This is a genomic window from Pseudomonas indica NBRC 103045 (assembly GCF_002091635.1).
Classification (GTDB): Bacteria; Pseudomonadota; Gammaproteobacteria; order Pseudomonadales; family Pseudomonadaceae; genus Pseudomonas_M; species Pseudomonas_M indica.
Genome location: NZ_BDAC01000007.1, coordinates 162,022 through 187,646, shown reverse-complemented (window position 1 = coordinate 187,646; position 25,625 = coordinate 162,022). Strand labels below are relative to the sequence as shown.

The 25,625-nt window shown below is 63.2% G+C and carries 18 protein-coding genes; 9 read left to right on the top strand and 9 right to left on the bottom strand.

Annotated elements, in window-relative coordinates:
* Positions 1-42 precede the first annotated feature (42 nt).
* The 5 genes from PIN01S_RS10980 to nhaC all read left to right on the top strand — a co-directional run bounded on the left by PIN01S_RS10980 (position 43) and on the right by nhaC (position 6,888).
* Positions 43-1,533, top strand: a complete 1,491-nt coding sequence (locus PIN01S_RS10980; protein ID WP_084335701.1) for a leucyl aminopeptidase — start codon at positions 43-45, stop codon at positions 1,531-1,533.
* Between the two features lie 49 nt (positions 1,534-1,582).
* Entirely contained in the window at positions 1,583-2,011 is a 429-nt protein-coding gene (locus PIN01S_RS10975) for a DNA polymerase III subunit chi (protein WP_084335700.1), read from the top strand.
* 7 nt (positions 2,012-2,018) lie between these two features.
* Positions 2,019-2,399 (top strand): DNA polymerase III subunit chi, encoded by a 381-nt coding sequence (locus PIN01S_RS10970; protein WP_084335699.1) that lies wholly within the window; start codon positions 2,019-2,021, stop codon positions 2,397-2,399.
* Between the two features lie 134 nt (positions 2,400-2,533).
* Positions 2,534-5,368: a valine--tRNA ligase gene (locus PIN01S_RS10965; protein ID WP_084335698.1), complete on the top strand. Its 2,835-nt coding sequence runs from the start codon at positions 2,534-2,536 to the stop codon at positions 5,366-5,368.
* Positions 5,369-5,439: 71 nt separating this feature from the next.
* Positions 5,440-6,888 carry a Na+/H+ antiporter NhaC gene (nhaC, locus tag PIN01S_RS10960; RefSeq protein WP_084335697.1) on the top strand — a complete coding sequence of 483 codons (1,449 nt, stop codon included), beginning with the start codon at positions 5,440-5,442 and terminating at the stop codon, positions 6,886-6,888.
* 35 nt (positions 6,889-6,923) lie between these two features.
* Here the strand turns inward: nhaC and PIN01S_RS10955 are convergent, their stop codons facing one another.
* On the bottom strand, positions 6,924-11,894 hold the full coding sequence (locus tag PIN01S_RS10955) for a C39 family peptidase (RefSeq protein WP_169715821.1): 4,971 nt from the start codon (positions 11,892-11,894) through the stop codon (positions 6,924-6,926).
* 162 nt (positions 11,895-12,056) lie between these two features.
* Between PIN01S_RS10955 and PIN01S_RS10950 the strand changes: the two genes are divergently transcribed.
* The 4 genes from PIN01S_RS10950 to PIN01S_RS10935 all read left to right on the top strand — a co-directional run bounded on the left by PIN01S_RS10950 (position 12,057) and on the right by PIN01S_RS10935 (position 15,792).
* On the top strand, positions 12,057-12,353 hold the full coding sequence (locus PIN01S_RS10950) for a winged helix-turn-helix domain-containing protein (RefSeq protein ID WP_084335695.1): 297 nt from the start codon (positions 12,057-12,059) through the stop codon (positions 12,351-12,353).
* Positions 12,354-12,691: 338 nt separating this feature from the next.
* Positions 12,692-14,068: a sodium:proton antiporter NhaD gene (nhaD, locus tag PIN01S_RS10945; protein WP_084335694.1), complete on the top strand. Its 1,377-nt coding sequence runs from the start codon at positions 12,692-12,694 to the stop codon at positions 14,066-14,068.
* An 89-nt stretch (positions 14,069-14,157) separates the two neighbouring features.
* A complete protein-coding gene (gene rlmF / locus PIN01S_RS10940) occupies positions 14,158-15,162 on the top strand; it encodes a 23S rRNA (adenine(1618)-N(6))-methyltransferase RlmF (protein WP_084335693.1) in 1,005 nt (334 codons plus the stop codon).
* Between the two features lie 96 nt (positions 15,163-15,258).
* Positions 15,259-15,792, top strand: a complete 534-nt coding sequence (locus tag PIN01S_RS10935) for a hypothetical protein (RefSeq protein WP_084335692.1) — start codon at positions 15,259-15,261, stop codon at positions 15,790-15,792.
* Between the two features lie 11 nt (positions 15,793-15,803).
* Here the strand turns inward: PIN01S_RS10935 and PIN01S_RS10930 are convergent, their stop codons facing one another.
* The 8 genes from PIN01S_RS10930 to PIN01S_RS10900 all read right to left on the bottom strand — a co-directional run bounded on the left by PIN01S_RS10930 (position 15,804) and on the right by PIN01S_RS10900 (position 25,538).
* Positions 15,804-16,520 (bottom strand): DUF2238 domain-containing protein, encoded by a 717-nt coding sequence (locus PIN01S_RS10930; RefSeq protein ID WP_084335691.1) that lies wholly within the window; start codon positions 16,518-16,520, stop codon positions 15,804-15,806.
* 50 nt (positions 16,521-16,570) lie between these two features.
* Positions 16,571-19,993, bottom strand: coding sequence for an exonuclease subunit SbcC (sbcC, locus tag PIN01S_RS10925; protein ID WP_084335690.1), 3,423 nt, complete (start codon positions 19,991-19,993; stop codon positions 16,571-16,573).
* A 658-nt stretch (positions 19,994-20,651) separates the two neighbouring features.
* Positions 20,652-21,077 carry a hypothetical protein gene (locus tag PIN01S_RS26340; RefSeq protein WP_139198605.1) on the bottom strand — a complete coding sequence of 142 codons (426 nt, stop codon included), beginning with the start codon at positions 21,075-21,077 and terminating at the stop codon, positions 20,652-20,654.
* Positions 21,078-21,199: 122 nt separating this feature from the next.
* Entirely contained in the window at positions 21,200-21,565 is a 366-nt protein-coding gene (locus tag PIN01S_RS27435) for a DUF2750 domain-containing protein (RefSeq protein WP_084335689.1), read from the bottom strand.
* 611 nt (positions 21,566-22,176) lie between these two features.
* Positions 22,177-22,761, bottom strand: coding sequence for a tetratricopeptide repeat protein (locus PIN01S_RS10915; RefSeq protein WP_084335688.1), 585 nt, complete (start codon positions 22,759-22,761; stop codon positions 22,177-22,179).
* A gap of 175 nt (positions 22,762-22,936) precedes the next feature.
* Entirely contained in the window at positions 22,937-23,614 is a 678-nt protein-coding gene (locus PIN01S_RS26335; protein ID WP_139198606.1) for a ComEA family DNA-binding protein, read from the bottom strand.
* A gap of 275 nt (positions 23,615-23,889) precedes the next feature.
* Entirely contained in the window at positions 23,890-25,110 is a 1,221-nt protein-coding gene (sbcD, locus tag PIN01S_RS10905; protein ID WP_084335770.1) for an exonuclease subunit SbcD, read from the bottom strand.
* Positions 25,111-25,118: 8 nt separating this feature from the next.
* On the bottom strand, positions 25,119-25,538 hold the full coding sequence (locus tag PIN01S_RS10900) for an Lrp/AsnC family transcriptional regulator (RefSeq protein ID WP_084335769.1): 420 nt from the start codon (positions 25,536-25,538) through the stop codon (positions 25,119-25,121).
* Between the last annotated feature and the right edge of the window lie 87 nt (positions 25,539-25,625).

Here is a 25,625-nt window from a genome sequence, read left to right as displayed (position 1 = left end):
TTATCCTGCAAAGCCGGCTCTTTGTCTTGGGGACACCTTGCCATGGAATTCCTTGTCAAAAGCGCTCGTCCGGAAACCCTGAAAACCGCCACCCTGGTGCTGGCCGTCGGCGAAGGCCGCAAGCTGGGCGAAACCGCCAAGGCGGTGGATGCCGCCAGCGGTGGCGCCATCAGCACCCTGCTCAAGCGCGGCGACATCGCCGGCAAGCTCGGCCAGACCCTGCTGCTGCACAGCGTGCCCGCGCTCAAGGCGGAGCGTGTCCTGCTGGTGGGCTGCGGCAAGGAGCGAGAACTGTCCGACCGGCAGTACCGCAAGGTCATCGGCGCGACCCAGGGCGCACTGAAAGGCCTGGGCGGAAAGGATGCCGTGATCACCCTGCACGAGCTCCCGGTGAAGAGCCGCGACCTCTACGGCAAGACCCGCCTGCTGGTAGAAGGCCTGATCGACGGCGGCTACGTCTTCGACCGCTTCAAGAGCCAGAAAGCCGATCCGCGCGCACTGAAGACCGTTACCCTGACCGCCGACAAAACCAGCCAGGCCGATGTCGAGCGCGCCGCCACCCACGCCCGGGCGATCGCCGCCGGCATGGCCCTGACCCGCGACCTGGGCAACCTGCCGCCGAACCTCTGCCACCCGAGCTTCATGGCCGAGGAAGCCAAGAACCTGGCCAAGGCCTACAAGGGCCTCAAGGTCGAGGTACTGGACGAGAAGAAACTCAAGGAACTGGGCATGGGCGCCTTTCTCGCCGTGGGCCAGGGCAGCGCCCAGCCGCCGCGCCTCGTCGTGCTGCAGTACAACGGCGGCAAAAAAGACGATAAGCCCTATGCGCTGGTCGGCAAGGGCATTACCTTCGACACCGGAGGCATCAGCATCAAGCCTTCGGCCAACATGGACGAGATGAAATACGACATGTGCGGCGCCGCCAGCGTGCTCGGCACCTTCCGCGCCGTGCTCGAACTGCAACTGCCGATCAACCTGGTCGGCCTCCTCGCCTGCGCCGAGAACATGCCCAGCGGCCATGCCACCCGCCCAGGCGATATCGTCACCACCCTGAGCGGCCAGACCGTCGAAATCCTCAATACCGATGCCGAAGGCCGCCTGGTGCTGTGCGACACCCTGACCTACGCCGAGCGCTTCAAGCCGCAGGCAGTCGTGGACATCGCCACCCTGACCGGCGCCTGCATCGTCGCCCTGGGCAGCAATGTCTGCGGCCTGATGGGCAACAACGACGGGCTGGTCAAGCAACTGCTCAAGGCCAGCGAGACCGCCGACGACCGTGCCTGGCAACTGCCGCTGTTCGAGGATTACCACGAGCTGCTGGAAAGCCCATTCGCCGACGTCGCCAACATCGGCGGACCGAAGGCCGGCACCATCACCGCAGGCTGCTTCCTGTCCCGCTTCGCCAAGAACTACCACTGGGCGCACCTCGACATCGCCGGCACCGCCTGGATCAGCGGCGGCAAGGACAAGAACGCCACCGGCCGTCCCGTCCCGCTGCTGACTCAGTACCTCCTGGACCGCTGCAAGGCCTGAGGCGCAACGCGGGGAGCCCCGGCTCCCCGCGACCCGCCGTCGAGATCCCATGACCAAAGTCGACTTCTACATCCTGCCCAGCGCCGATCCCGAGGCACGTCTGGCCTTCGCCTGCAAGCTGGCGGAAAAAGCCTGGCGTCTGGGGCATCGCATCTACGTTCACTGCCAGGACGACGCCCAGCGCAACCGTCTTGACGCGGAAATGTGGCGCTTCAAGGGCGAAGCCTTCCTGCCGCACAGCCTGGCCGAGGAGGATGAAGAGGCGCCGGTGGCCCTGGGGCTCGGCGAAGCGCCAGGCACTCACCAGGACCTGATGATCAACCTGGGAGCCGGTGTGCCCGCCTTTTTCAGCCGCTTCGCCCGGGTCGCCGAACTGGTGGTCGAAGAGCCATCCATCCGTCAGGCGGCAAGAGAGAGTTTCCGTTTCTACCGGGAGCACGGCTATCCTTTGCAGGACCACCGCCTGCCCCGCCTGTGAACGTTCGATGGACAGCCATACCCCACCGCAAAAACCCAAGCAGTTGCTGGACGATCTCGAATCGATCCGCGATCTGCTGGGCGACGACACACTGGAACCGCCGTTGTTGACCGAATCCGTCGATCCGGCGCAGATTCCCCTGCTCTCCGACGTGGTCGCCCCGGCCCCGCCCCATACCGCCCCACGCGCGGCAGCACCGGCGCCTGTCGCGGCAACCGTCCAGCACAGCGTCGCCGCCGAACTGGCGCGCCTGGACACGGAACTGCGCGCCTCCGCGCAATTGATCCTGCAGGACGTGATCGACGATTTCGTGCCGCAGATCGAGGCCGAACTCAAGCGCCGCCTGGACGCCCGCCTGGATCGTTTGCTGGCCCAACGTAAACGGTAAACGACAGCACCGCTTCTGCAGAAAGAACGTAGCACGCGCAGCCGGCTTCCCGCCTGCTGCCTGTGGCTTGCCGTTGGCCAACCCCGCTATACTCCCCGGTTTTCCGTGATCAGCCGTCTTAAGGGTCCCGCCGCATGGACAAGACCTACCAGCCGCATGCCATCGAGACTTCCTGGTACCAGACCTGGGAGTCCAAGAACTACTTCGCCCCGCAAGGTTCCGGCGAGCCCTACACCATCATGATCCCGCCGCCGAACGTCACCGGCAGCCTGCACATGGGCCATGGCTTCAACAACGCCATCATGGACGCTCTGATCCGCTGGCGCCGCATGCAAGGCCGCAACACCCTGTGGCAGCCGGGCACCGACCACGCCGGCATCGCCACGCAGATGGTGGTGGAGCGCCAGCTCGCCGCCCAGGGCGTCAGTCGCCACGACCTCGGCCGGGAAAAATTCCTAGAGAAAGTCTGGCAATGGAAAGAAGAATCCGGCGGCACCATCACCCGCCAGATTCGTCGCCTGGGCTCCTCGGTGGACTGGTCGCGCGAGCGCTTCACCATGGATGCGGGCCTGTCCGAGGCGGTCAAGGAAGCCTTCGTCCGCCTGTTCGAAGACGGCCTGATCTACCGCGGCAAACGCCTGGTCAACTGGGACACCAAATTCCACACCGCCATTTCCGACCTGGAAGTGGAAAATCATGACGAGAAGGGCAACCTCTGGCACCTGCGCTACCCGCTGGCGGACGGCGCCAGGACGGCCGAAGGCCTGGGCTACCTGGTGGTCGCCACCACCCGCCCGGAGACCATGCTCGGCGACGCCGCCGTCGCGGTACACCCGGAGGACGAACGCTACAAGGGCCTGATCGGCCGCCACGTCATGCTGCCGCTGGTCAACCGCCTGATCCCCATCGTCGCCGACGAATACGTCGACCGCGAGTTCGGCACCGGCTGCGTGAAGATCACCCCGGCCCACGACTTCAACGACTACGAAGTCGGCAAGCGCCACAACCTGCCGCTGATCAACATCTTCGACAAGAATGCCGCGGTGCTGGAAACCGCCCAGGTGTTCAACCTCGACGGCAGCGTCAACGATCGGGTCGATCCGACCCTGCCGGACAGCTACGCCCACATGGACCGCTTCGAGGCACGCAAGGCCATCGTCGCGGACTTCGACGGCATGGGCCTGCTGGAGAAGGTCGACGACCATGCCCTGAAAGTGCCACGCGGCGACCGTTCGGGCACCGTCATCGAGCCCTGGCTGACCGACCAGTGGTACGTCGCCACCAAACCGCTGGCCGAGAAGGCCATCGCCGTGGTGGAAAACGGCGAAATCCAGTTCGTACCGAAGCAGTACGAGAACATGTATTTCAGCTGGATGCGCGACATCCAGGACTGGTGCATCAGCCGCCAGCTCTGGTGGGGCCACCGCATCCCGGCCTGGTACGACGAAGCCGGCAACGTCTATGTCGGCCGCGACGAAGCGGAAGTCCGCACCAAGTACAACCTGACCAACGACATCGACCTGCGCCAGGACGAAGACGTGCTGGACACCTGGTTCAGCTCGGGCCTGTGGACCTTCTCCACCCTCGGCTGGCCGGAGCAGACCGACTTCCTCAAGACGTTCCACCCCACCGACGTGCTGGTCACCGGCTTCGACATCATCTTCTTCTGGGTCGCCCGGATGATCATGCTGTCCACCCACCTGACCGGGCAGATTCCGTTCAAGACCGTCTATGTCCACGGCCTGGTGCGCGACGGCCAGGGCCAGAAGATGTCCAAGTCCAAGGGCAACGTGCTCGACCCGCTGGATATCGTCGACGGCGTCGATCTCGATACCCTGCTGGCCAAGCGCACCAGCGGCATGATGCAGCCGAAGCTGGCGGAAAAAATCGCCAAGCAGACCCGCGCCGAATTCCCCGAGGGGATCGCCAGCTACGGCACCGACGCCTTGCGCTTCACCTTCTGCTCGCTGGCCTCCACCGGTCGCGACATCAAGTTCGACATGGGCCGCGTCGAGGGCTACCGCAACTTCTGCAACAAGCTGTGGAACGCCACCAACTTCGTACTGGAAAACACCGACGGCAAGGACTGCGGCGTCAACGACGAACCCGTGGAACTGTCCTCGGTGGACCGCTGGATCATCTCCGCGCTGCAACGCACCGAAGCCGACGTCACCCGCCATCTCGAAGCCTTCCGCTTCGACCTGGCCGCCCAGGCCCTCTACGAGTTCATTTGGGACGAGTACTGTGCCTGGTACCTGGAGCTGGTCAAGCCGGTGCTGTGGGACGAACAGGCCTCCGTCGAGCGCCAGCGCGGTACCCGCCGCACCCTGATCCGCGTGCTGGAAGTGGCGTTGCGCCTGGCGCATCCGTTCATGCCCTTCATCACCGAAGAGATCTGGCAGCGGATCAAGGCCCAGGCCGGCAAGCAGGGCGAAACCATCATGCTGCAGCCCTGGCCGGTGGCCAACGAGGCGCGCATCGATGCGGCCGCCGAAGACGACATCGCCTGGGTCAAGGCCTTCATGCTCGGTGTGCGACAGATTCGCGGCGAGATGAACATCTCCATGGCCAAGCGCATCGACGTGGTGCTGAACAATGCCAGCGCCGAAGACCGTCGCCGGCTGGCCGAGAACGAGCCGCTGTTGAAAAAGCTGGCCAAGCTGGAAAGCGTGCGCATCCTGGAAGCCGGCGAAGAAGCCCCGCTGGCCGCCACCGCGCTGGTCGGCGAGATGGAAGTGCTGGTACCGATGGCCGGCCTGATCGACAAGGACGCCGAACTGGCGCGCCTGGACAAGGAAATCCAACGCCTCGGCGGCGAAGTGCAGCGGGTCGGCGGCAAGCTGTCCAATGCCAGCTTCGTCGACAAGGCTCCGGCCGAAGTGATCGCCAAGGAACGCGCCAAGCTGGCCGAGGCCGAACTGGCCCTGGGCAAGCTCAACGAACAGCGCGAGCGTATCGCCAGTCTGTAATTTCCTGCAGTGACCCCACGGGGCCCGCGGCCGATATGGCGCGGGCCCCGTCGTTTTATCGGTAACCCGCCATGACCGCTCCCCGCTCCCCTTCCCTGTTCGACGCCCTGTTGCCGATCGCCGTCCTGGTGACATTGCTCGGCCTGTCCGTCTACCTGTTCGGCGACAGCTCCTCGTCCGGCCCAAACCAGATTGCCCTGATGGCCGCAGCCTTCGTCGCTGGACTGGTGGGCCTGAAGAACGGCCAGCGCTGGGGACAGATCGAGGAAGGCATCCTCGCCGGCATCCACATGGCGATGAAAGCCAACCTGATCCTGCTTTCGGTGGGAGCGCTGATCGGCGCCTGGATTCTCGCCGGCACCGTGCCGACCATGATCTGGTACGGCCTCAAGCTGATCTCGGCGGAATACTTCTATGTCACCAGTTGCCTGATCTGTGCCTTGGTCGCGCTGTCCATCGGCAGCTCCTGGACGGTCGCCGGCACCCTCGGCATCGGCCTGATGGGCGTGGCCTCGGGACTCGGCCTGGACCCGGCGATCACCGCCGGGGCGATCATTTCCGGCGCCTACTTCGGCGACAAGCTGTCGCCGCTGTCGGACACCACCAACCTCGCCCCGGCGGCGGCCGGCGCCGACCTGTTCCAGCACATCCGCTACATGTCGCACACCACAGTGCCGGCCCTGCTGATCAGCCTGGCGATCTTCTTCGTGCTCGGCCAGCAGGCCAGCGATAGCCACGACACCACCCGCATCCAGGCCGTGCTGAGCGCCTTGGAGGGTCAGTTCAGCCTTGGCTGGCACCTGTTGCTGCCGGTGGCCTTCCTGCTGTTCCTCGCCATGCGCCAGTGGGCGGCCTTCCCCGCCGTGTTCCTCGGCGCCCTGGTCGGCGCGGTGTTCGCCGTGGTCTTCCAGCCCGAGGTGATGAGCCGCCTGGCCGACCCGCAAGCCGGCGCGCTCGCCCCGCTGAAAACCGTGTGGAGCGCCCTGTTCGCCGGCTACCAGTCGGACAGCGGCAACGCCGAACTGGATGGTCTGCTATCCAAGGGCGGCATGGGCAGCATGCTCAACACCGTCTGGCTGATCATCTGCGCCATGAGCTTCGGCGGTGTGCTGGAGAAACTCGGCCTGCTGCAGCGACTGCTCAACAGCACCATCCACTTGGCCAAGCGCACCAGCAGCCTGATCGCCAGCACCATCGTCACCACCATCGGCACCAACGTGATCACCGCCGACCAGTACATCGCCCTGGTCCTGCCCGGCCGCATGTACCGCGCCGAGTACGAGAGCCGCGGCCTGAAACCCACCGTCCTGTCCCGCGCCCTGGAAGACGGCGGCACCCTGACGTCGGTGCTGGTGCCCTGGAATACCTGTGGCGCCTATATGGCCGCCACCCTCGGCGTGGCCACGCTGACCTACCTGCCGTACTGCTTCTTCAACCTGATCATGCCGCTGATGGCCATCAGCCTGGCCTTCGCGCGGCCGCCGCAGCCAATGGTCGCCGCGGAACCGGCCCAAGCCTGATTGCCCCACGCCGCCCGCTCGCGCGGGCGGTGTCTTCAGCGCAGCCGCAGCCAGCGTAACGGCCAAAGCCAGCCAGGCACCGCGCCAATACGGGCCAGACGGACAGCGAGCCGGTTACGCAGCCGTCGGTAGGCGGGATTATTGATATTGCGTGCCAGCGCCGCCGTCTCCCGGAAGGGCCACTGGGCGGCCATCCCGTCTCCTGCTTCCAGGGCCTGTGCATACCCACGGATGAGGCCGAGCGTACACCGGTGGAATACACCGAGCCGTTCGTCCTCGAGCAGCGCCAGATGCTCTCGCATCTCGTCGTGCCGCTCATGCCACGCCGCATCGAACGCCAGCCAGCAGCGCGCGATGGGATCGCGGGGTTCGCGCTCCAGAGCGGCCCGGGCCACTGCGTGGCCCTCGTTGTCCCGGCCACGCAGGTAGCAACCGGTGGCCAGATTGCTCAGCCCCCAGGACGGTGCCTGCGGACGTGTTTGCCAGTCGCCCATCCAGTGGAACAGGGTGTCGAACAGGTCGTGCCCGAGCAACGCGTAGCTGGCCATGGCCCATACCTGATCGTCTTCGCGGATTGCCGCGCTGCACTGGGTGAGCGTCTCCTGAAGCAGGCCCCGGCTGTTCTCCCGGGTGGCCAGTAGATCGAACATGGCCCGCGCGAGCCGGTTGTCGCGGTCGTGCGGCAGCATCCGCCGGAAAGCGCGCGGCAAGCTTCCGGGCGCCCATCGGGTATCTTCGAGTTGCAGCCAATAGCGAGCCGCCGCCACATGCGAACAGCCGTCACGAAGCGAGTGTTCCAGCACGGTACGCAGGTCCGCATCTTTGTGAGGCTCGGTGATGATAGTGAGCACCTCACCCCAGTGCTCCTCCGCATCCAGGTCGCGGCACAACCGCTCCAGCGCCTCGCGCTTGAGTGCGGCATCACCCACCGCCAGCGATAGGCGCAGCGCCCGCAGGGCGAGCACGGGTGCCCGGGAGCCGGCAAGCAGTTGGTCGAGGATCGGCCGGGCAGCGCTGCGGTCGCCCTGCTCCAGCAGCAGGTCGTAGGCATTCACCCCGGCGAACACATAGTCGCTGTCCAGGCGGAACGCCTGGAGAAAGGCCTCCCGTGCCGCATCCCGCTCCTGGTTCAGCATCAGCGCGTGCCCCAGGTAGCCATGGGATATGGCCGATTTCGGGTCCAGGCGCACCATCTGCCGCGCGGCCTTCACATAACCGGGAAAGTCCTCCGACAGTTCGAATTGATCAGCCAGTTCGCGCCAGGTCGGATAACTATCCGGCAGACGTTCGAGCAGGGCATGCAGTTCAGCGATCGCCTCCTCGCCGCGCCCTTGGGCACGCAGCGAGCGCGGACCATAGAGCGCCAAACCGACCGGTGGGCGGTCGCCCCAATGAGACGCCTGCAGCCAGGCACGCAACTCCTCGTGCCGCTCCGAACAGAGCAGCAGGTCAAGCAATGCCCCATTGCCCGCCTCATGACGCGGCTCACGCTGCAATGCCTGCCGCAGCGCCTCTTCGCGCGCAGCCTCGTCAGCTTCCTGACCGGCCAGCAGCAGCCAGGCTTCGGCTTCCCCCGGCCGCAGCCGAACCAACTCGCGGGCCAACGCCAAGGGCCGGTCCGGCTGCTCCAGAAGCCCGGCATATCGCTTGAACTGGTCCCACGCCCAACGATGGCCCGGCTCGTGCCGCAGCACGTACTCGGCTTGCTGCATGGCCTGCTCGTAGTGCTCCTGCTCGCCCAGCACATAGGCGCGGAAGGCACGCAGCTCATGGTTCTCCGGTGTCCGGGCCAGTACGCTGGCGAGCAACTGGTCGGCACGCTCCAGCTGGCGCCCATCCTCCAGCAGGCACTCAACGTACAGGCGGACGCTCCGGGTCCATAGCGGATTGATACGGAAACTGCGCTCCAATACCGCCTGGCACTCCGCCAGATGCCCCAACCGCTTGTGCAACTCGGCGCGTTCGAGCGCGATGCGCGGCAACAGGGGGAAGCGTTCGACGGCCTCGTCCAGCAATGCCGCCGCTTCATCCAAACGCTCCATGGCGACCAATTGCCAGCCAAGAGCAACCCAGACCTGCCAGAGATCGGGGCGCCGGGCGAGCGCCTCGCGCAGCGCCTCCAGCACGACGTCGCCGTCCAGCAGGTTCTGTCCCTGGATCTGGTAAGTCATCCAGCCGTCACCGAAGGTCACCTGGCGAATCAGCTCGGCGTGAAGAAAGGCCAGGTTCTGCCGCGCCTCTTCCTGGCTGGTGCTGGTGTCGATCAACTGGTTGCCGGCGTAGTCGTTGTCCACGGAACGCCGCAGCGAGTCGCGAAACGCTTCGTGTGCAGCTTCGATCCGGCCGCTCTGCGACAGGACGAAACCTCGCGTGGACCAGGACGCGCTGTTGGTCGGATCGATCTGGCAGGCCGTTTCGGCCATTTCCATGGCCTCCTCGCCACGCCCCTGGCGGCTCAGAACGATCGACAGTTCGCGCAGCGCCCAAGAATGATGAGGGTGGCTCCGCAAGAGACGGCGCAGGGCCTCCTCAGCTTCGGCCAGGGAACGCTGCTGAGCGCGCTCCACCAACAGCTCGGCAATGCCGCAGTGATGTTCGAAACGGGTCGCCAGCGCCTGCAGATAAGCCTGTGCCGCATCGCCCCCTTCGCACTGCACCAGCAGGCCGATGCACAGGCGGTGCAGGCTCAGATTGAAGGGGTCCAGCTCTGCCGCTTCGCGACACCAGCCCAGCGCCTCCCGGGCATCCCCGGCGCTGCGCTGGCTATGCAGAACCCGCGCACGCAACCAGGCGCTACGCCGGCTGACCGGTTCGGCCCGCGCCAGCAGAGCATCCGCGCGCTGCACTTCGCCATGGCGACCCAACAGATCGACGCCATACAGCAGCAGGTCGGGATCCAGCGGGCGAACCTCCAGCGCTTGCTCCAGCAATACGAGGGCCTCTTCGCTGCGCTCCAGCTCTTCCAATTGTTCGCACAGAGTCAAGGTGGGGCCTGCTGCGAGCCGGCCGAGCCGCCGCTGGCGGTCCTGCAGGAGGGCCAGGCCGCGCTCGGTACGACCGAGACTGCGCTCGGCACGGAAGTAATGAAGGCTGTAGGGCTCGCGCATGAATTGCAGGCACGCAGCGACGCGGAACAGTTCGGTCGCCTCTTCGCGCGCACCGTCGGCCCAGCGCAACCCGGCCAGGCCGTTCCAGGCCTGCGCCTCCGTTGGTGTCTGACGCAACACCTGCCGCAGCAGCACCGCTGCTCTGGCGCTGGCCCGACCGTCCTCGGTCAGCGACTGGGCATAGCGCACGGCGATGCCCGGATCGCTGTCGCGCTGCTCGCCGTGCTCCGCCAGCCAGGCCAGTTGCTCCGCCCAGGGGCGAAGCTGGCTCATCGACGCCGCCTTGGACAACACCAGGTTGGCATCCCGGGGGAATTGCTCCAACAGGGCTTCGGTCGCCTGCAACAGACGAACTTGGTCGCCATCGTAGGCAGCCACCGCGCGCATGGCCTGCAGCGTCAGCAAGTGGTCAGGCGCCTGCGCCTGCAACGAGGCCAGCCCTGCCAGCGCAGAGTCCCGCTCGTGTGCCTCCAGGGCCGCCATCAGTCGGTAGTAACCATCCCAGTAGTCAGCCTCGGGCAGGACGAGCCCCTCCAGCCGCTCCGACTCTTCCGGCGGCAGCAACAGCATGCCGCGCGGTCCGGAAGAGCGCTGCGCCTGCAACAGCTCCACGGCCCGGAACTCCGTATGCTGGGCCAGGCCGGGGTCGCGGATCAGCAAGGTGCCACGCGGCTCGTCGTAGCCGACGACGGCCTGCAGGTGACCGCTCCCGGTGTACTGGATGGTGAGGGTGAAAGGCACGCCACGGTCGATCAAGGCTCGGGCGATATCCCAATCCACGGTGAACTCGCGTGCCAGCCAACCGTGCCGCTCGGCCCAGGCGCGCTCCGCGAAATGTGACGTACCGTCGTAACAAATCTCCTCGGCCACCTCCAAGTGCTCCACCGGACGGCTCCAGTAGCCCGCCAGGGCGGTCAGGGTGGCGGGGACGCAGGTCATGTGGTGCTGGCGCACGAAACCTACCGGCAACAAGCGGCGGATACCCCGCTCACCGCGCCGCAGGCTCTCCAGCACGCCCCGGTAGAAGCCCCCGCCGGCCCGTTCGGCCTCGACCTCGGCCTCTTCCCAGTGCTGCCGGAGGCACGCGATGTCGCAGCGCCGCGCCGCCAGCCAGTGTGCCTGCTCCTTGCGCAACAATGGCATGCAGCCTTCAGCCCGGCGCAGCCAGGTCTCGGCCTCGTCCAGTTCGCCACGCTCGATCAGGAGGTCGGCCAGTTGAGCGCAAAGGGAACCGCTTTCCAGGTTGCCGGCGGCGTCGCGCAGCCTCTCCAAGGCCGTCCCGACATCGCCCCGTTGAACCTGAAGCTGGGTCACCTGCTGCAGCGCCGAACGCAGCCGCAGCGGATAGCCGAGCGCACGTTCGCAGACCTCCAGCGCTTCGTCGTAGCGGTCCTCCTGCTCCAACCCGTAGGAGCGTTCGACCCACAGCCAGGGATCATCCACCCCGCATTCCAGCGCTTCGCGATGCAGCGCCTCGGCCTCCGCGAAGTCGCGCAACAGCGCCAGGAGATAGCTTTTCAGCGATAGCCATTCGGCTCGAAGCGCCGCCTGCGTGGGCAGCCAGCCATCCAGCGAATGGAAGAACGCCCAGGCTCGGTGAGGGCCGCGATTGGAAAGGAGGAAACGAGCGTAACGCAGGCGCGTCTCGGCAGCCTGGGGATAGCGGCGGTAGCCGAGGCGGATCAGCGCATCGGCCAAGCGCGGCGCACCCAGGTTGCCTGCCAGGCGGGCAGCCAGCGCCATGGCACGTGGCCCGCGCCAATCGCGATAGTCGCCCAGGCCGGTGGCCTTCTCGTGGGCCTGCAATAGGTAGCCCTCGTCGACCAGGCGTTCGATGGCATCGAGCGTGCTGTCGGGAATGTCCAGGACCAGGGAGCGGAGCGAAGCGTGGATATCCATCCGTTGCATCCTTGCGTGAGATCATTTTGCCGCCAAGCACTCTAGCGGCGATGCGCCAGTACCTCAACTCGAGGGACGGCAAGCTGTGAGCCAACTCAACATGCGCTTTCGGCGGTTTCGCTCCGGCGGGATAATCCACCGCCGAACCGAAGAGGACTTCCCATGGACGTGAGCAAGACCCGAACCAGTTTCTACCGCCGTCTCTACGTGGCTTGGCTGATCGACAGCGGCGCCGCCACCAGCGTACCGGCACTGATGGAGGCCACCGGCATGCCCCGGCGCACCGCCCAGGACACCCTGTCGGCGCTGGGCGAACTGGACATCGACTGCGTCTTCGAGCAACAGGAAGGCGAGCGCAACCACATCGGTCGTTACGTGATCCGTGACTGGGGGCCCATCGACCGGCGCTGGGTCGAGGCCAACCTGGCGAAGCTCAAGGCCATCCTGAGCTACCCCTGACAGGTTCCGTCGCCCGCATCGACGGTACTTTCGCCGCAACGGCCTGCGACCATGGGCCCACGCCTTCGGCACGGATCGAGCCCCTGCCAAGGCATCGCGGCGATCGGTCGCAGGGCAATGCGCCCGAAATCCGCTCCCCGCATCTTTCCGGCGAAGCCACCCCGCCATCGGCCGGCAGCGGGCGGAACAGAGCCGTTGCCGACGCCGAAGACCGTTTTCCGCAAGCGACCTACGCCCACCTGGGGCGAATTTCCGCCCCCCGATTTGATCATTCAGCCTTTTTACCGTCGGCTCATCTGGCCATAATCCAGCCTCCCTTTCTGGACGGAAGAACAATAATGTATGCATTGATGGCGCTGGTTTTCGTACTCGGATACCTCTGCATCGCGTTCGAGCACCCGTTGAGGATCGACAAGGCGGCTTCGGCAATTCTCACTGCCGTGTTCGCCTGGACCTTGCTGGTGATAGGGGCCGACAGCATTTTCCCCGCGCTGGAAAGCGCTGCGAATGGCAATAGCAACACCCACCATGTCGTCGAATCGCTCCGCCACCACCTCGGCGAGATTTCCGAAATCCTCTTCTTCCTCATGGGTGCCATGACCATCGTCGAACTGATCGACGCCCATGATGGTTTCAAGGCGATCACCGACCGCATCCACACCACCAAGCGCGTGCATCTGCTCTGGCTGGTCGGCCTGATCACGTTCTTCCTTTCGGCCGCCCTGGATAACCTGGCCACCACCATCGTCATGGTCTCGCTGCTGCGCAAACTGGTCAGCGACCAGCAGGAGCGCTGGTTCTACGCCGGCATCGTGGTGATCGCGGCGAACGCCGGTGGCGCCTGGTCGCCGATCGGCGACGTCACCACCACCATGCTCTGGATCGGCAACCAGATCACTGCCAGCGGCATCGTGGTCAAGCTGCTGCTGCCGAGCCTGGTCTGCCTGCTGGTACCGCTGATCCTGCTCAGCTTCCGCCTGCGCGGGAACACCGAACCGCCGCTGGTGGTGGAACCGGAAGAAAACCGCCGCGACCCGACCACGCCCTTCGAGCGCAACCTGGTGTTCTTCCTCGGTATCGCCGCCCTGGTCTTCGTGCCGCTGTTCAAGACCCTCACCCACCTGCCGCCGTACATGGGCATCCTGTTCGGCCTCGGCGTGCTCTGGGTGGTCACCGAAGTGATCCACCGCGGCAAGAACGACGAAGACAAGCACCCGCTGTCGGTAGTCGGCGTCTTGCGCCGGATCGACACCACCAGCGTGCTGTTCTTCCTCGGCATCCTGCTCGCCGTGTCCAGCCTGGCCACCGCCGGCCACCTGACCCAGGCCGCCATCGCGCTCAAGGATGGCCTGAGCAACGTCTACGCCATCAACATTGCCATCGGCCTGCTCTCCGCCGTGGTGGACAACGTTCCGCTGGTGGCCGGTGCGATGAAGATGTACCCGCTGGTCAGCCACGCGGACGTTGCCGCCGCCGGCAATGAAGCGGGCTGGCTGGGCAACTTCGTGATCAACGGCAACTTCTGGGAAATGCTCGCCTATTGCGCCGGCACCGGCGGCAGCTGCCTGATCATCGGCTCGGCGGCAGGCGTCGCGGCCATGGGCATGGAGAAGATCAACTTCATCTGGTACCTGAAGCGGATCAGTGGTCTGGCCTTCATCGGCTATATCTCCGGTGCTGCGACCTATATAGCGCTGTTCGCCACAGCCACCTGAGGGTGCCCGGACGAACCCGGCACCCCGGGTTCGTCCTTTCGGGGAGGCTGTGGGAAAATGCGTGCCTGCCGTTTTCCCGAGAGCGCTCCATGCCCCGCATCCCCTCCCCTCCGGGCCGCCTGCCCAAGACACACAAGCCCGCCAAGGGTCCGGCGCCGGCTGACAAAGCGCTGTTCCACCCGCGCAACCGCCACCAGGGCCGGTACGACTTCCCCGCACTGATCAAACGTCATCCGTCATTGGCCGAATTCGTCATCCTCAATCCCTATGGCAAGCAGAGCATCGATTTCGCCAACCCGCAGGCGGTGAAAGCGCTCAACCGCGCCCTGCTCAAGGATCACTACGGTATCGAGCACTGGGACATCCCCCCCGCCTACCTCTGCCCGCCGATTCCCGGCCGCGCCGACTACCTGCACGGACTCGCCGACTTGCTGGCGGAAGACAACGGCGGCGAAATCCCACGAGGTGGACAGGTACGAGCACTGGACATCGGCGTCGGTGCCAACTGCATCTACCCGCTCATCGGCTACCGCGAATACGGCTGGCGCTTCCTCGGCGCCGACATCGACCCCGTGGCCCTGGCCTCGGCGGAAACCATCATCCGCGCCAATCGCTTGGACAGCGCCATCCAGCTGCGTCGCCAGGGCGACCCCAAGCGGATCTTCCGTGGCCTGCTACAGCCCGACGAGCGCTTCGACCTGACCCTCTGCAACCCGCCCTTCCATGCCTCCCTCGAAGAAGCCACCCGCGGCAGCCAGCGCAAATGGCGCAACCTCGGCAAACTCGACCCGAAACGCAAGCTGCCGGTGCTCAACTTCGGCGGCCAGGGTGCGGAGCTGTACTGCGAGGGCGGCGAAGCGGCCTTCGTGCGGCGAATGGTGGAAGAAAGCCGGGACGTTGCCGGCCAAGTGCTCTGGTTCAGCACCCTGGTCTCCAAGGCTGGCAACCTGCCTGCGATCCAAACGGCATTGGCGAGAGTCGAAGCGCAGGAGGTACGCATCATCGATATGGCCCAGGGGCAGAAGCAGAGCCGCTTCGTGGCCTGGACATTTATGGACCGGAAGAATCGGGCCCACTGGGGCTACGAGCATTAGTCACGAACGTCACCCGCTCAAGCGACGAGAGGTCAGGAACAATCGGACTCCGATTGCTAGGCTCGACAATCTTCCTACCGACTAAAGGAGATAGTCATGGGTGTGAAGAAGCTCTACGGGCTGGCGGACGTGAAATCCGCCATCGATATGGCCAACAACCATTACTACCGAACCTTCCTGCGCGTTCGCAGCGATGTTTCGAACGAAGATTTCGGCCAGTTGAGAGTCAGGGTTCCCCGCGACGCGTCGAACAACCCCATCGATCCCATGGCCTGGCAAGGCCGGGGCAGCGATGTTGGCCACGCGTTCCGGCATGTTCAGGAGACCGCCACGGCAGGCAAGAGCACTTATGAGAACGAACAGGAGATGCTTCGCTGTACCTGTGATGCGCTGAACTCGCACACCGGACAACAGAAGCTGGGAGACCTCGATAATGCCAATCCCAGTGGCGACGAGCATGGTATGGGGGTCAATCGCAAGATCGTCGCGCCCCTCCGGATCTGCTCTTACGGCTACCCCACGGGCAGTACGGTGAAGAAACGTATCCGCTCAGTGGTGGTTGAGGTCATGAAGCTGGGCAGCGACACGTTGTGGATACATTCGACTTACCCGAATCGCTTCGAGACTTGAGCCTGGCCGGCTCAGCGGGCGAGCAAGCGTGAGCCGTCCGAACGGTCTCGCCCGTCCGCTCCGGACTGGGCTCTAACCCAGTTCAAAGCCAGATCGCGGCCCTGCCGGAGGTTGACGGCGGCACAGATGCCGAGAGCGAGCAGCGCGCCGATCCCCGCCAAGGCCATGTCCTTCTGCGAATCCCACTTGTCGCCCTGGGCGGCGATATAGGCCTCGGCCTCTTCGCCGCCGAAATAGTCGCCGCCGATCCACTCGATCAGCTCGTACATTGCCGAGGTGGAAAGGATGAAATCCACGGCGATGAAGTAACTCCACCACCCTCGCGCCCCGGTGCCACGCAGCAGGCCCTCGCGCGCCGGATAGGCAATCAGCATCCCATAGCAGAAGTGCACGAGGCGATCGAACTGGTTGCGCTCCCAGCCCAGGGTTTCGTCCAGCCCCTGGCCGAACAGCGCGCGCAGCCAGTCGTCGTAGGGCACCTTCGCATAGCTGTAGTGAGCGCCGAGTTCGTGCAGACAGACAAACAGGAAGATCAGCGTGATGGATACCCGCGAAAAGCGGAACCAGCGATGACTCATCACCATGCCGGCACCGACCACCAGGACCAGGATGTTTTCCATGGCCCAATCGCGTCGGTTGTGCGGGTCGATAGCCAGGATCAGCCAGAGCACGGCGAAGAGGCCGAGCAGAATGAACAGGTGCTGTCGATAGGCGCGTTCGTCAGACATGCGAGTTCCTCGGTGGCGACGCGGGCGCAGCGCCACCCCGCGACGCCGCCTCAACCCACCGCGAACCGCCGCTCCAGCGCGCTGTAGCCCATCCCTATTCCCTTCGACACCTTCACCTGCACGGGAATTCGCTCCTTCAGCGCTTCGACGTGGCTGATGACGCCGATCGTCTTGCCGCTGGCATTGAGGCTGTCGAGGGCATCCAGCGCCACCTCCAAGGTTTCGCCGTCCAGCGTGCCGAAACCTTCGTCGAGGAACAGCGAGTCGATACTGGTCTTGTGGCTGACCAGATCGGACAGCGCCAACGCCAGGGCCAGGCTGACCAGGAAGCTCTCGCCGCCGGACAGGGTACGGGTGTCGCGCGCCACATCCGCCTGCCAGGTGTCGAGCACTTCCAGCTCCAGCTCGCCGCTGGCCTTGCGCTGTAACTGGTAGCGACCGTGCAGCCGCTCCAACTGACGGTTGGCCAGGTAGACCAGATGATCCAGCGTCAGGCCCTGGGCGAACTTGCGGTACTTGGCGCCGTCGGCGGAACCGATCAGGCCGTTGAGGCGCTGCCAGAGGTCGTAGTCGGCCTGCCGTGCAGCGATCTCGGCGAACAGCGCCTGCTGGCTCTGCCGGCGGGCATCGTCGCCCTGCAATTCTGCGCGAATCTCGCCACGCCGGTGGACCAGTCCGTTCAGTTCCTCGGCCACCGTTTGCAGGCGTTCGTCCAGCTCGTCCCGGTCCGCGGTCGTCAGGGGCGTCGCCCGCAGGCCCGCCAGGGTCTGCTCGGCCGCCGTGGCCAGCGCGCCGGCCTCCGCCAGCGCCTGTTGCAGACGCGCCTGCAATGCCCGCAGGGCTTCCCGCTCGGCATCGTCGAGCAGCGCCGCGAGAAACGCCTGCTCGTCGGCGAACGGGCTTTGGGCCAGTTGGCTCTGCCAACGCTCCGCGCAGGCATGCAGCGCCTCTTGTTGGCGACGCAACGCTTCGTCGAGCGTCACCAGACGGCCCTCCAGTTCGTTGACCAGCCGCTGCGCCGCAGCGACCTGCCCTTCACTGTCGGACAGCGCCGCCTGTGGATCGGCCTCAACCGTCACGGCCTCCCGCTCAGGCTCGCCAAGCGCGCTCCAGCGCTGCCGCCATAGCGCGGCGTCCTTACCCGCCGTCTCGACCCGGCCCTGCTGCGCCAGATGCTCGCGCTCCAGGGTTTGCAATTGGAGCTGATCCCGTTGCCAGGCCAACCACTCGGCCTCGCGCTGGGCCAACCAACCTTCGTCGGCATCCGCCAAGGCATAACCCAGGCTCCGCAACTCCGTTTCGAGCGCCGCCTCACAACGAGCCAACTTTTCCTGCTGAGCCGCCAATTGATCGGCGAGCGCGCCAAGCTGCGCCTCTTCGCCCTGCTGCCGCTGACGCAGCAGGGCCAGTTTCTGGCCTTGCTCCTGGCAACGCTGCTCAAGCGCCTGCCGCGCATCGCGAGCCGATTCGCACGCCCGCTTCAACTCATCGAGCCGTTGCAGGCGCTGCTCCAAGGCGCCCAGTTGTTCGGTCTGCGCCTGCTGACGGGCGGCCAGGGCCGCATCGTCCGCCAGGTCGCAGCGCAGTTCGCGGCAGAGTTGCTGCCAGCGGACCCGCAACGTCTGCGCATCGATCTCGTCCTGCCGTTGCCGGTTGCGCAGTTGATCGAGCTGCGCGTCGAGCGCCGCCACTTCGGCGCCCACCCCGGTTCCCTGCTCACGGACGGCCTCCAGCTCGGCCTGCGTGGCCTGCAAGGCACGCTCGGTGGCCGACACGTCCAACGCACGGTAGGCACTGATCGCCGGGTGGTCGTGGGACCCGCACAGCGGGCAGGCTTCGCCGGGTTGCAACTGCTCGCGATAGCTTTCCAGCGTGCGGATGCGTTGCTCCTGTTCGAGCAGCTTCTGTTTATCCGTGACCTGCGACTTCAGATCGCTGTAGCGCTGGCGCAGGGCATCGCGTTGAGCGCTCTTCTCGTCCTGCTGACGCGCCAGCTCGGCCAACCTCCCGACTGTATCGGCCAGCGCAGTGTCCAGACGGCGGCGTTGCTCGCCAGTCTGCTGCAACTGCACCAGCAAGCCCTGCTCGCCATGCAGGCGCTGCCACTGCTCGCGCAGCCCGGCTTCGCTCTGGCCCTCCAGCAGGGTCGCCAGTCGCCCCTGGGCTTGCTGCTCGACGTCGCGGGCCTCATCCAGGCGCCCCTGTTCCGTGTGGCGTTGCGCCTCCTGCACCTGCTGCTGAGCCTGCAAATCATGCAGGGCGTTCTGCACCTGCCTCTGGCGCTCCACCAGGGCGGCGATATCCGCCTGGCTCTGCCGGCGACTGTCGAACTGCCCACGCCAGGCGGCGAGCCGTTCACCCAATTGAGCATGCTGTGGCTGCCGGTCCAGTCGCTCCTGAAGCGCCTGTCGTTGTTGCTGGAGCCCGTCGAGACGATCTTTCGTCCCCTCGGCCACCTGCCGGCTGAGCTGCACGGCGCGCCACATCTGTGCGGACAACGCCTCCCCGGCCTGCCGCCGCTCGGTGCGGGTTTCGACCAATGCCTGCTCGCCTTGCGCAACAGCGTCCAACGCCTGCCGCCACGCCTGATGACAAGGCTGCAAACGCACCGCCGGCTCGCTGGCCGCCAATCGCGCCAGACGCGGCTGGGCCTCCTGCTGCTCAGTCTGGGCCTGTTGCAGGGCGAGCTGCGCTTCTTGATGCTGCCGCTCCGCCTGGGCCACGGCGTCCAACCACTGGCGCTGCGCCTGCAGGCGCTGCTGCTCGGCCAGCAGCGGCTGTTCCTGTCCTACCAACGTCGCCAGCTCCTGCTGCAAGGCCGAGCGCCGCTCTTCCGTCATCAGCTCGACACCCTCGGCACGCGCCTTGAGCCGGCCCAGCTCGATCTCCACCGCCTTGGTCCGCTCATAGACACGCTGGGAAATCTGCCCGTAGATATCGGTGCCAGTCAGCTCCTCCAGCAGCTCCGCGCGCTGGTTGGCGCTGGCTTCGAGAAAGGCCGCGAATCCGCCCTGGGCCAGCAGCATGGACTTGGTGAAGCGCTCGAAATCGAGCCCGGTGAGCTGCTCGGTCTGGCGCAGCTTGTCGTTGATCTTGTCGGTGAGAATGGTGCCTTCGCCATCCGCCAGTTCCACCTTGGGCGCCTGCAAGGCCCCACCCACCTTGTCGCGCGCCCGGCGCTGGCTCCAGAACGCCCGGTAGCGTGCGCCCTTCACCTCGAACTCCACTTCCGCCAGGCAATCGGCGGTGTGCCGGGTCATCAGCTCGTTGGCACTGGCCGACAGCGTAGTCATGCGCGGCGTGCGGTGATAAAGCGCGAGGCAGATGGCATCCAGCAGAGTGGTCTTGCCGGCGCCGGTAGGGCCGGTAATGGCGAACAGACCGTTATCCTTGAACGGCTCGGCGGTGAAATCGATCTTCCATTCGCCCTTCAGCGAGTTGAGGTTCTTCAGGCGCAGGCTGAGGATTTTCATGTCAGGGTCGATGACCGGCGGAAAACGGCCATTCTGGCATCGTTGATGAGATTGTGTAGACGGCTCGGGCGAAAAACGGCCTGGACGAAGCCGTCCACGTCTCTCTTACTGAGAGCGCGTATCGGACACGGCTATTTGCCGAGATTGTCATGCACTTGGGCGTCGAGCTGATAAAAACAGAATTAAACCGAGTTGCGAAACGGCTTCGGTTTTAATAATTGATGAACTGTCTTTCTGGGCATCTATGGCTTTATCTGCTTCAGTGTTTTTAATAGTGGCATGGAAGACCACGCAATAGATATCAATATCAGAAGAGTCACAGCACCTTTTAGGTCTTGGAAGTTACCAAGGACCCCGATCAATAAAATTAGTGGAGTTTTAAATGCTAGAGCCAGTGAAATTCCAAGTGAAAAAATCAGCCTAGCCAGCGACCTATAAATCGCCACCCAATGTGTACGGATATTAGTGGTCATACTTGTACCGACAAGCATAAGGACTACTCCTAATATGATCATGGGGAAAGCATGATCAGAGAGATAGAGAAATGCTTTCATTGAAAAACCTCAAACGATATTTTGAATAGCTTTTGCATAACGTTTGGCTAAGGGACGGGCTTTAGCCCGTCCCAGCGAGCGTAGCGAACGACTTGAACCAGTTGTTAGAGGTTTGAACGACTCGTGGCAAGAAGATAGCCGGCAGGAGCGGCTAGCGCGAAAAGCACTGAGTATTTTGCCATTTGTGTTAAAGCAGATGTTGCAACCATTAGCATGGAACCAATGCTGCTTAGCTCTGAAGCTCGCATTGCGAATACAGCTACTCCAAGTATTACTCCACATGTTGTCCCTAACATTGCGCCATGTTGTGCTGGTTTGTTTTTGCATAAGTAGCCGACATAAAGTCCAGGGATGGCCCACGCCAGCATCGATGCGGCTTGTATCAACATACTGAAGAGTGGAGATAGGAAATATGGAGTATATAAAGCAATATCGGAAGTTATTGCTTTTTGACCATGTAGCAGGGTTTGTGAAATGACGCTGGCTAGAATTGCTATGAGTAGCCCTAGGGTGAGAGCACGCTTATTCATGACTATCTCTAACGATTAAGCTAACAGGCGGCCAAAAGCGCAGCCTTTGGACGTCCAGCGAACGGAGTGAGCGGCAGTTGAGCGCATTGTTAGCCCTTACTCGTAATTTTGTAACTCTGCTTTTATGTCTTGCAACAGTTGGCTGGCAGGGACAATGACTGCCTGAAAGCTTTCGGCGGGAAGACTGCAAGTTGAACTAGGTTGTCTTGCATGTTTGGCAACCACTCACTTAAAAAAACTCCCAATTCAATTGGCTCAGGCGCATAACCTTGCCACTGTCCTTGTGCTTGAAGCTTGGCATATTCAGGGTGTGGCCACAGCGGAAACGTTTCTACTCCCTCGCAGCCAGCTGAAGCCCACCCATCTGTAGCATGAAGCCCCCACACCTGCTCCCAGTCTGAAACACGCTTTATGAAATGTGCATATCGCGCTGGGCCATCGAGGGCTGAGACCTGCTCAATTTCTTTTTGAGTAATTCTGTAAGTCATAAGGGAGGCTAACGTTTGGTTAAGGGGCGGGGCTTTAGCCGTTTATCAACGACTGGCTGCCAAATAAAATCACACGCATCTATATCTCTTTTTCTTGGCACCAACATTTTACATAAAATTAATCCGAGCCACGAAGCGGCTTTGACTTAGATGAATTTATTAACCCTAACCTTCCTTAACCGCCACCGTGCCAGACTCGAATTCCTGCAACTCATTCCCGTGAAAGGTGAAAATCAGTTGAAGTGTGAGTGGATAATTTGCCGTGCCACCTTTGGCGGTCGAGTCATAAGCCAAGCACTTTGAGATAGGAGGCCTGCCTGAAGAGTCAAAGCACTCTAAGGATATCCCATAACGGGCCATCAGCGCATCTACGGTGCTACGAGAAGTGCCTTGTGGCGCCTCATGCGAAACGACTTCCCGCCAGAACTTAGAACGCTCATTTAAATTATTGGTGGCAAACATCCAATCGAATCTTCCACTAGTCCCCAGAACTACCCCAAAGAAAGTGACAATTACCAAATACACAACCGCCTTCCCCATATGCCGCTCCAAATGAATCCGATCAGATAATTTTGCGCTAAGAACTTTTTTTGCCTATTAATCGGTACTTTCTAAGCACAGCCCAAGGCCTCAGCCTCTCGCAGCCATCGAATAGCCTGGTAAAGGTTTTGTTCGACGCCCCGTCCGTCACGATACATGTTGGACAGGTTCTTCATAGCAGGACCTACCCCTTGTTCCGCCGATGCAAGATACCAACGCGCAGCCTCTGCCAAATCTATCTCTATGCCTCGCCCACGTTCGCAGCGCAGAGCGAAATTGAACTGGCCGAACGGATCGCCGCCTTGCGCGGCGCGAGCATACCAAGTCACCGCACATACATCGTCCTGATCGACGGCAACGCCAGTTTCGTATAGCCAGCCGAGAGCGGCCTGAGCTTGCGCATCGCCGGAGTCGGCTTGCACGCAGAGCCAGTCAATACCAGCGCGAGCGAAGTCCAACGTATTACGCTCAATCAGGGTCAGGTCCGAAAGCTCCGCAGTAGCGAAGCTTCTTCCAGGATGCTCTGCATCCTCCAACCAGACTGAAGGCGGGTTAGCCGAAAAGACCTCGATGATTCGTGCAGGTACAAGGCCGGAACGTAGAACCGCGTCGCCCTTTTCGATCGGCATACCGTCGGAATAGCAGGGTAGGTTCATGGTCAATGCTCATGACAGTGAAGAAGGCAAACCAAGTCATCAGGCGTCCGGTATAACCGGCCCACTCCCGTTGGGTCTCAGAAGACTATCGGCGGAGGCAACAGCAACACTAACCACATGGCTGCTCGACCGACTTGTTAGAACGCTAGCTTAGAGCATGCATTCACTGACTCCATCAATATTTTTGGTATTTCTTATAGATCGATGCAGCCATCGTAGCGTTGGGAGGTGCACCATCTAAACTCTTCCCGTTTACGGTCAAGCCGCAAACAGAGGCATAAAAAGCCGTTTGCGCGGCGCTAAGGCCAACCACTCTATTTACTAAATCAACCCAATCACTGAAATTTCGTTTGTTACGCTCTTCAATGATTTGAGCCGCAACATCAGAACCTACGCTAATCACACTTGCGATGTCGGATTCCGTTGCGGTATTTACATCGACTTCATGCAGGACAATATTTGGAGAATTTTCTGTTATTGCTTCAGATGCAGCTTGTTGTTCCCGATATTCGGCGGCACGCGCACGTTGCTCTGCAAATTCTGCTTTTCGTTTTTCGATTGCCGCTGGTGTGTTAGCTGCTTCCCACTCAGCTTTCTGTTTGGCCACCTCGAAAAATGAAGCTTTGTCTATGCACCTATACTGACGATTGATGACATAACCATCCTCCATCGCTTGATTGACCATTTGAATGGTGCGTAAAGGAGGGCCTTGACAGGCTGCTTGATAAGCTGGCGTGTCTTCAATTTTCTTAGAACAGCTCGCCACCATCGAGCCGACCAAAGATATGGCAACGACAATTCCAATTGAACTTTTAAATCTATCTATTGCCATGAATGCGGCTCGGTTGCGCACGATTCTTATTCCTTTGCATAGACTCTCCTCAGGAAACAATCACACTGCCACTACCAGCCATAAATATCAACGCCATCAACCCGTAGCCCAACAAGACAGAAACGACGCCTATCATCCGTTTCAAGCCAATACTAAGGCCTCGGCCGGCCAAAAACTCCAAGGGCACCACCACCCCGAGGTAAATAAAGGACGCGATGGTTAACGGTATAAACACGGTAAGAAATAATTCCAACATGCTGATCGCTCTAATACCAATAGAACCCTAACCCCTCGCCTCACTCCCGCTCGGCCTGCAAACCTTCCAACACCTCACGATAAAGCCCCTGCAGCCGCTGCGCGTCGCTCTCGTCCAGTTGCTCTTGCTGGAGGCGGCGGGCGAAGACTTCTTCCACGCTCAACTCGTCCAGGGTTTCCCGGGTCTGGGACTGTAGGCCAATCACGGCGTTGCCGCGTTCGCGGCGGATGCGCAGTACTTCCACCGGCAGGCCTTCGCAGAGTGCGGCGATGCGCGTTTGCAGGTCCGGCAGGTAATCGTCGGCGCGGACCACCACTTCCAGCCACACCGGCCGCTCGGCGCTGCCTTGTTGCGCAGCGTCGGCCAGGGTAGCCGGCAGTTCGGCGAGGCTGCCGCGTAGCGACAGCAGCGGCTGGAAGCACGGCACCGGCAGCGGTGTCACCGCGCGCAGGCCGGCGGCGTCCAGGTCGACCAGCAGCACCTGTTTTTCCTGCCGCGCTTCGTCGAAGGCTAGCGGGATCGGTGAGCCGCAGTAGCGGATGTGTTCCAGGCCGCCGACCTTCTGCGGCCGGTGGATGTGGCCGAGGGCGATGTAGGCCGCGGGCGGGAAGGCATTGGTGGGGAAGGCTTCCAGCGCGCCGACGTAGATTTCCCGTACCGACTCGCTGGCGCTCGCGCCCACCGTGGTCAAGTGGCCGGTGGCGACGATCGGCAGGCCGCCGCCCAGCGCATCGCGTTTCGCCTCGGCCAGCGCGTATAGCGCCTGGTAATGCGCGTGGATGGCGCTCTGCAGCGACTGCTGCTTGTCCTCGGCGCTCTGCCCCGCCTCGCTGCGCAACACGTCACGCGGACGGACGAAGGGTACTCCGCAGAGGATCGCGCCTGGCGAGCCGTCGCGGCGGCAGAGCACCTGCAACTGCTCTTCCAAGTCTTCGCTCACCGCCGGGATCACGCAGGTGTCCAGACAGGCCAGCAGCGTCCGCGATTCGCCCAGGGTCGCCACCGAATCATGGTTGCCGCCGAGCACGACCAACTGCGCGCCGGTGTCGCGCAGTTCGACGATGAAGCGGTTGTACTGCTCGCGGGCGTAGCTGGGCGGCGCGCCGGTGTCGAACACATCGCCGGCGACGATCACCGCATCCACACCCTGCTCGCGGACCTGCGCCACCAGCCAGGCACAGAACGCCTGGTGCTCGGCCTGGCGGGTCTTGCCCATGAAGTGCTGGCCCAGGTGCCAGTCGGAGGTATGCAGGATGCGCATCGGCCGGCTCACATGCCCCACTCCTGCACCACCATGTGGGTCTTCACCCGCTGCATGCCCGGGAAACGCTCGATCTCGTCGCGGATCGCACTGAGCCGCGCGATGGATTCGGCCTCGACGTAGACCAGCATGTCGGTCTCGCCGCTGATCCCGCAGCAGCGACGGATTTCCTGGAAGGCGCGCATGCGCTCGACGTACTCCTGGCAGCGGCTTTCCTTGTAGAAGAGTTCGAGAAAGGCCTTCACCGTGCCGTTGCCCGGCTCGGCGACGCTAGCGTGGTAGCCGCGGATGGTACCGTTCTCCTCCAGGTTGCGGATGCGCTCGCCCACCGCCGAGCGCGACAGGTTCACTTCTCGGGCGATCTGGCTGACGGGCAGGCGCGCGTCGGCGCGTAGCAGGGCGAGGATCTGGCGGTCGAACTTGTCCACTCGGGCACTCTCGGCAACGGGCAGGTTGAGCTTGAATTCCGCCACTTTGCCGGGTAAAGCCGGCGACCTGACAGCAGCCTTGCTCGC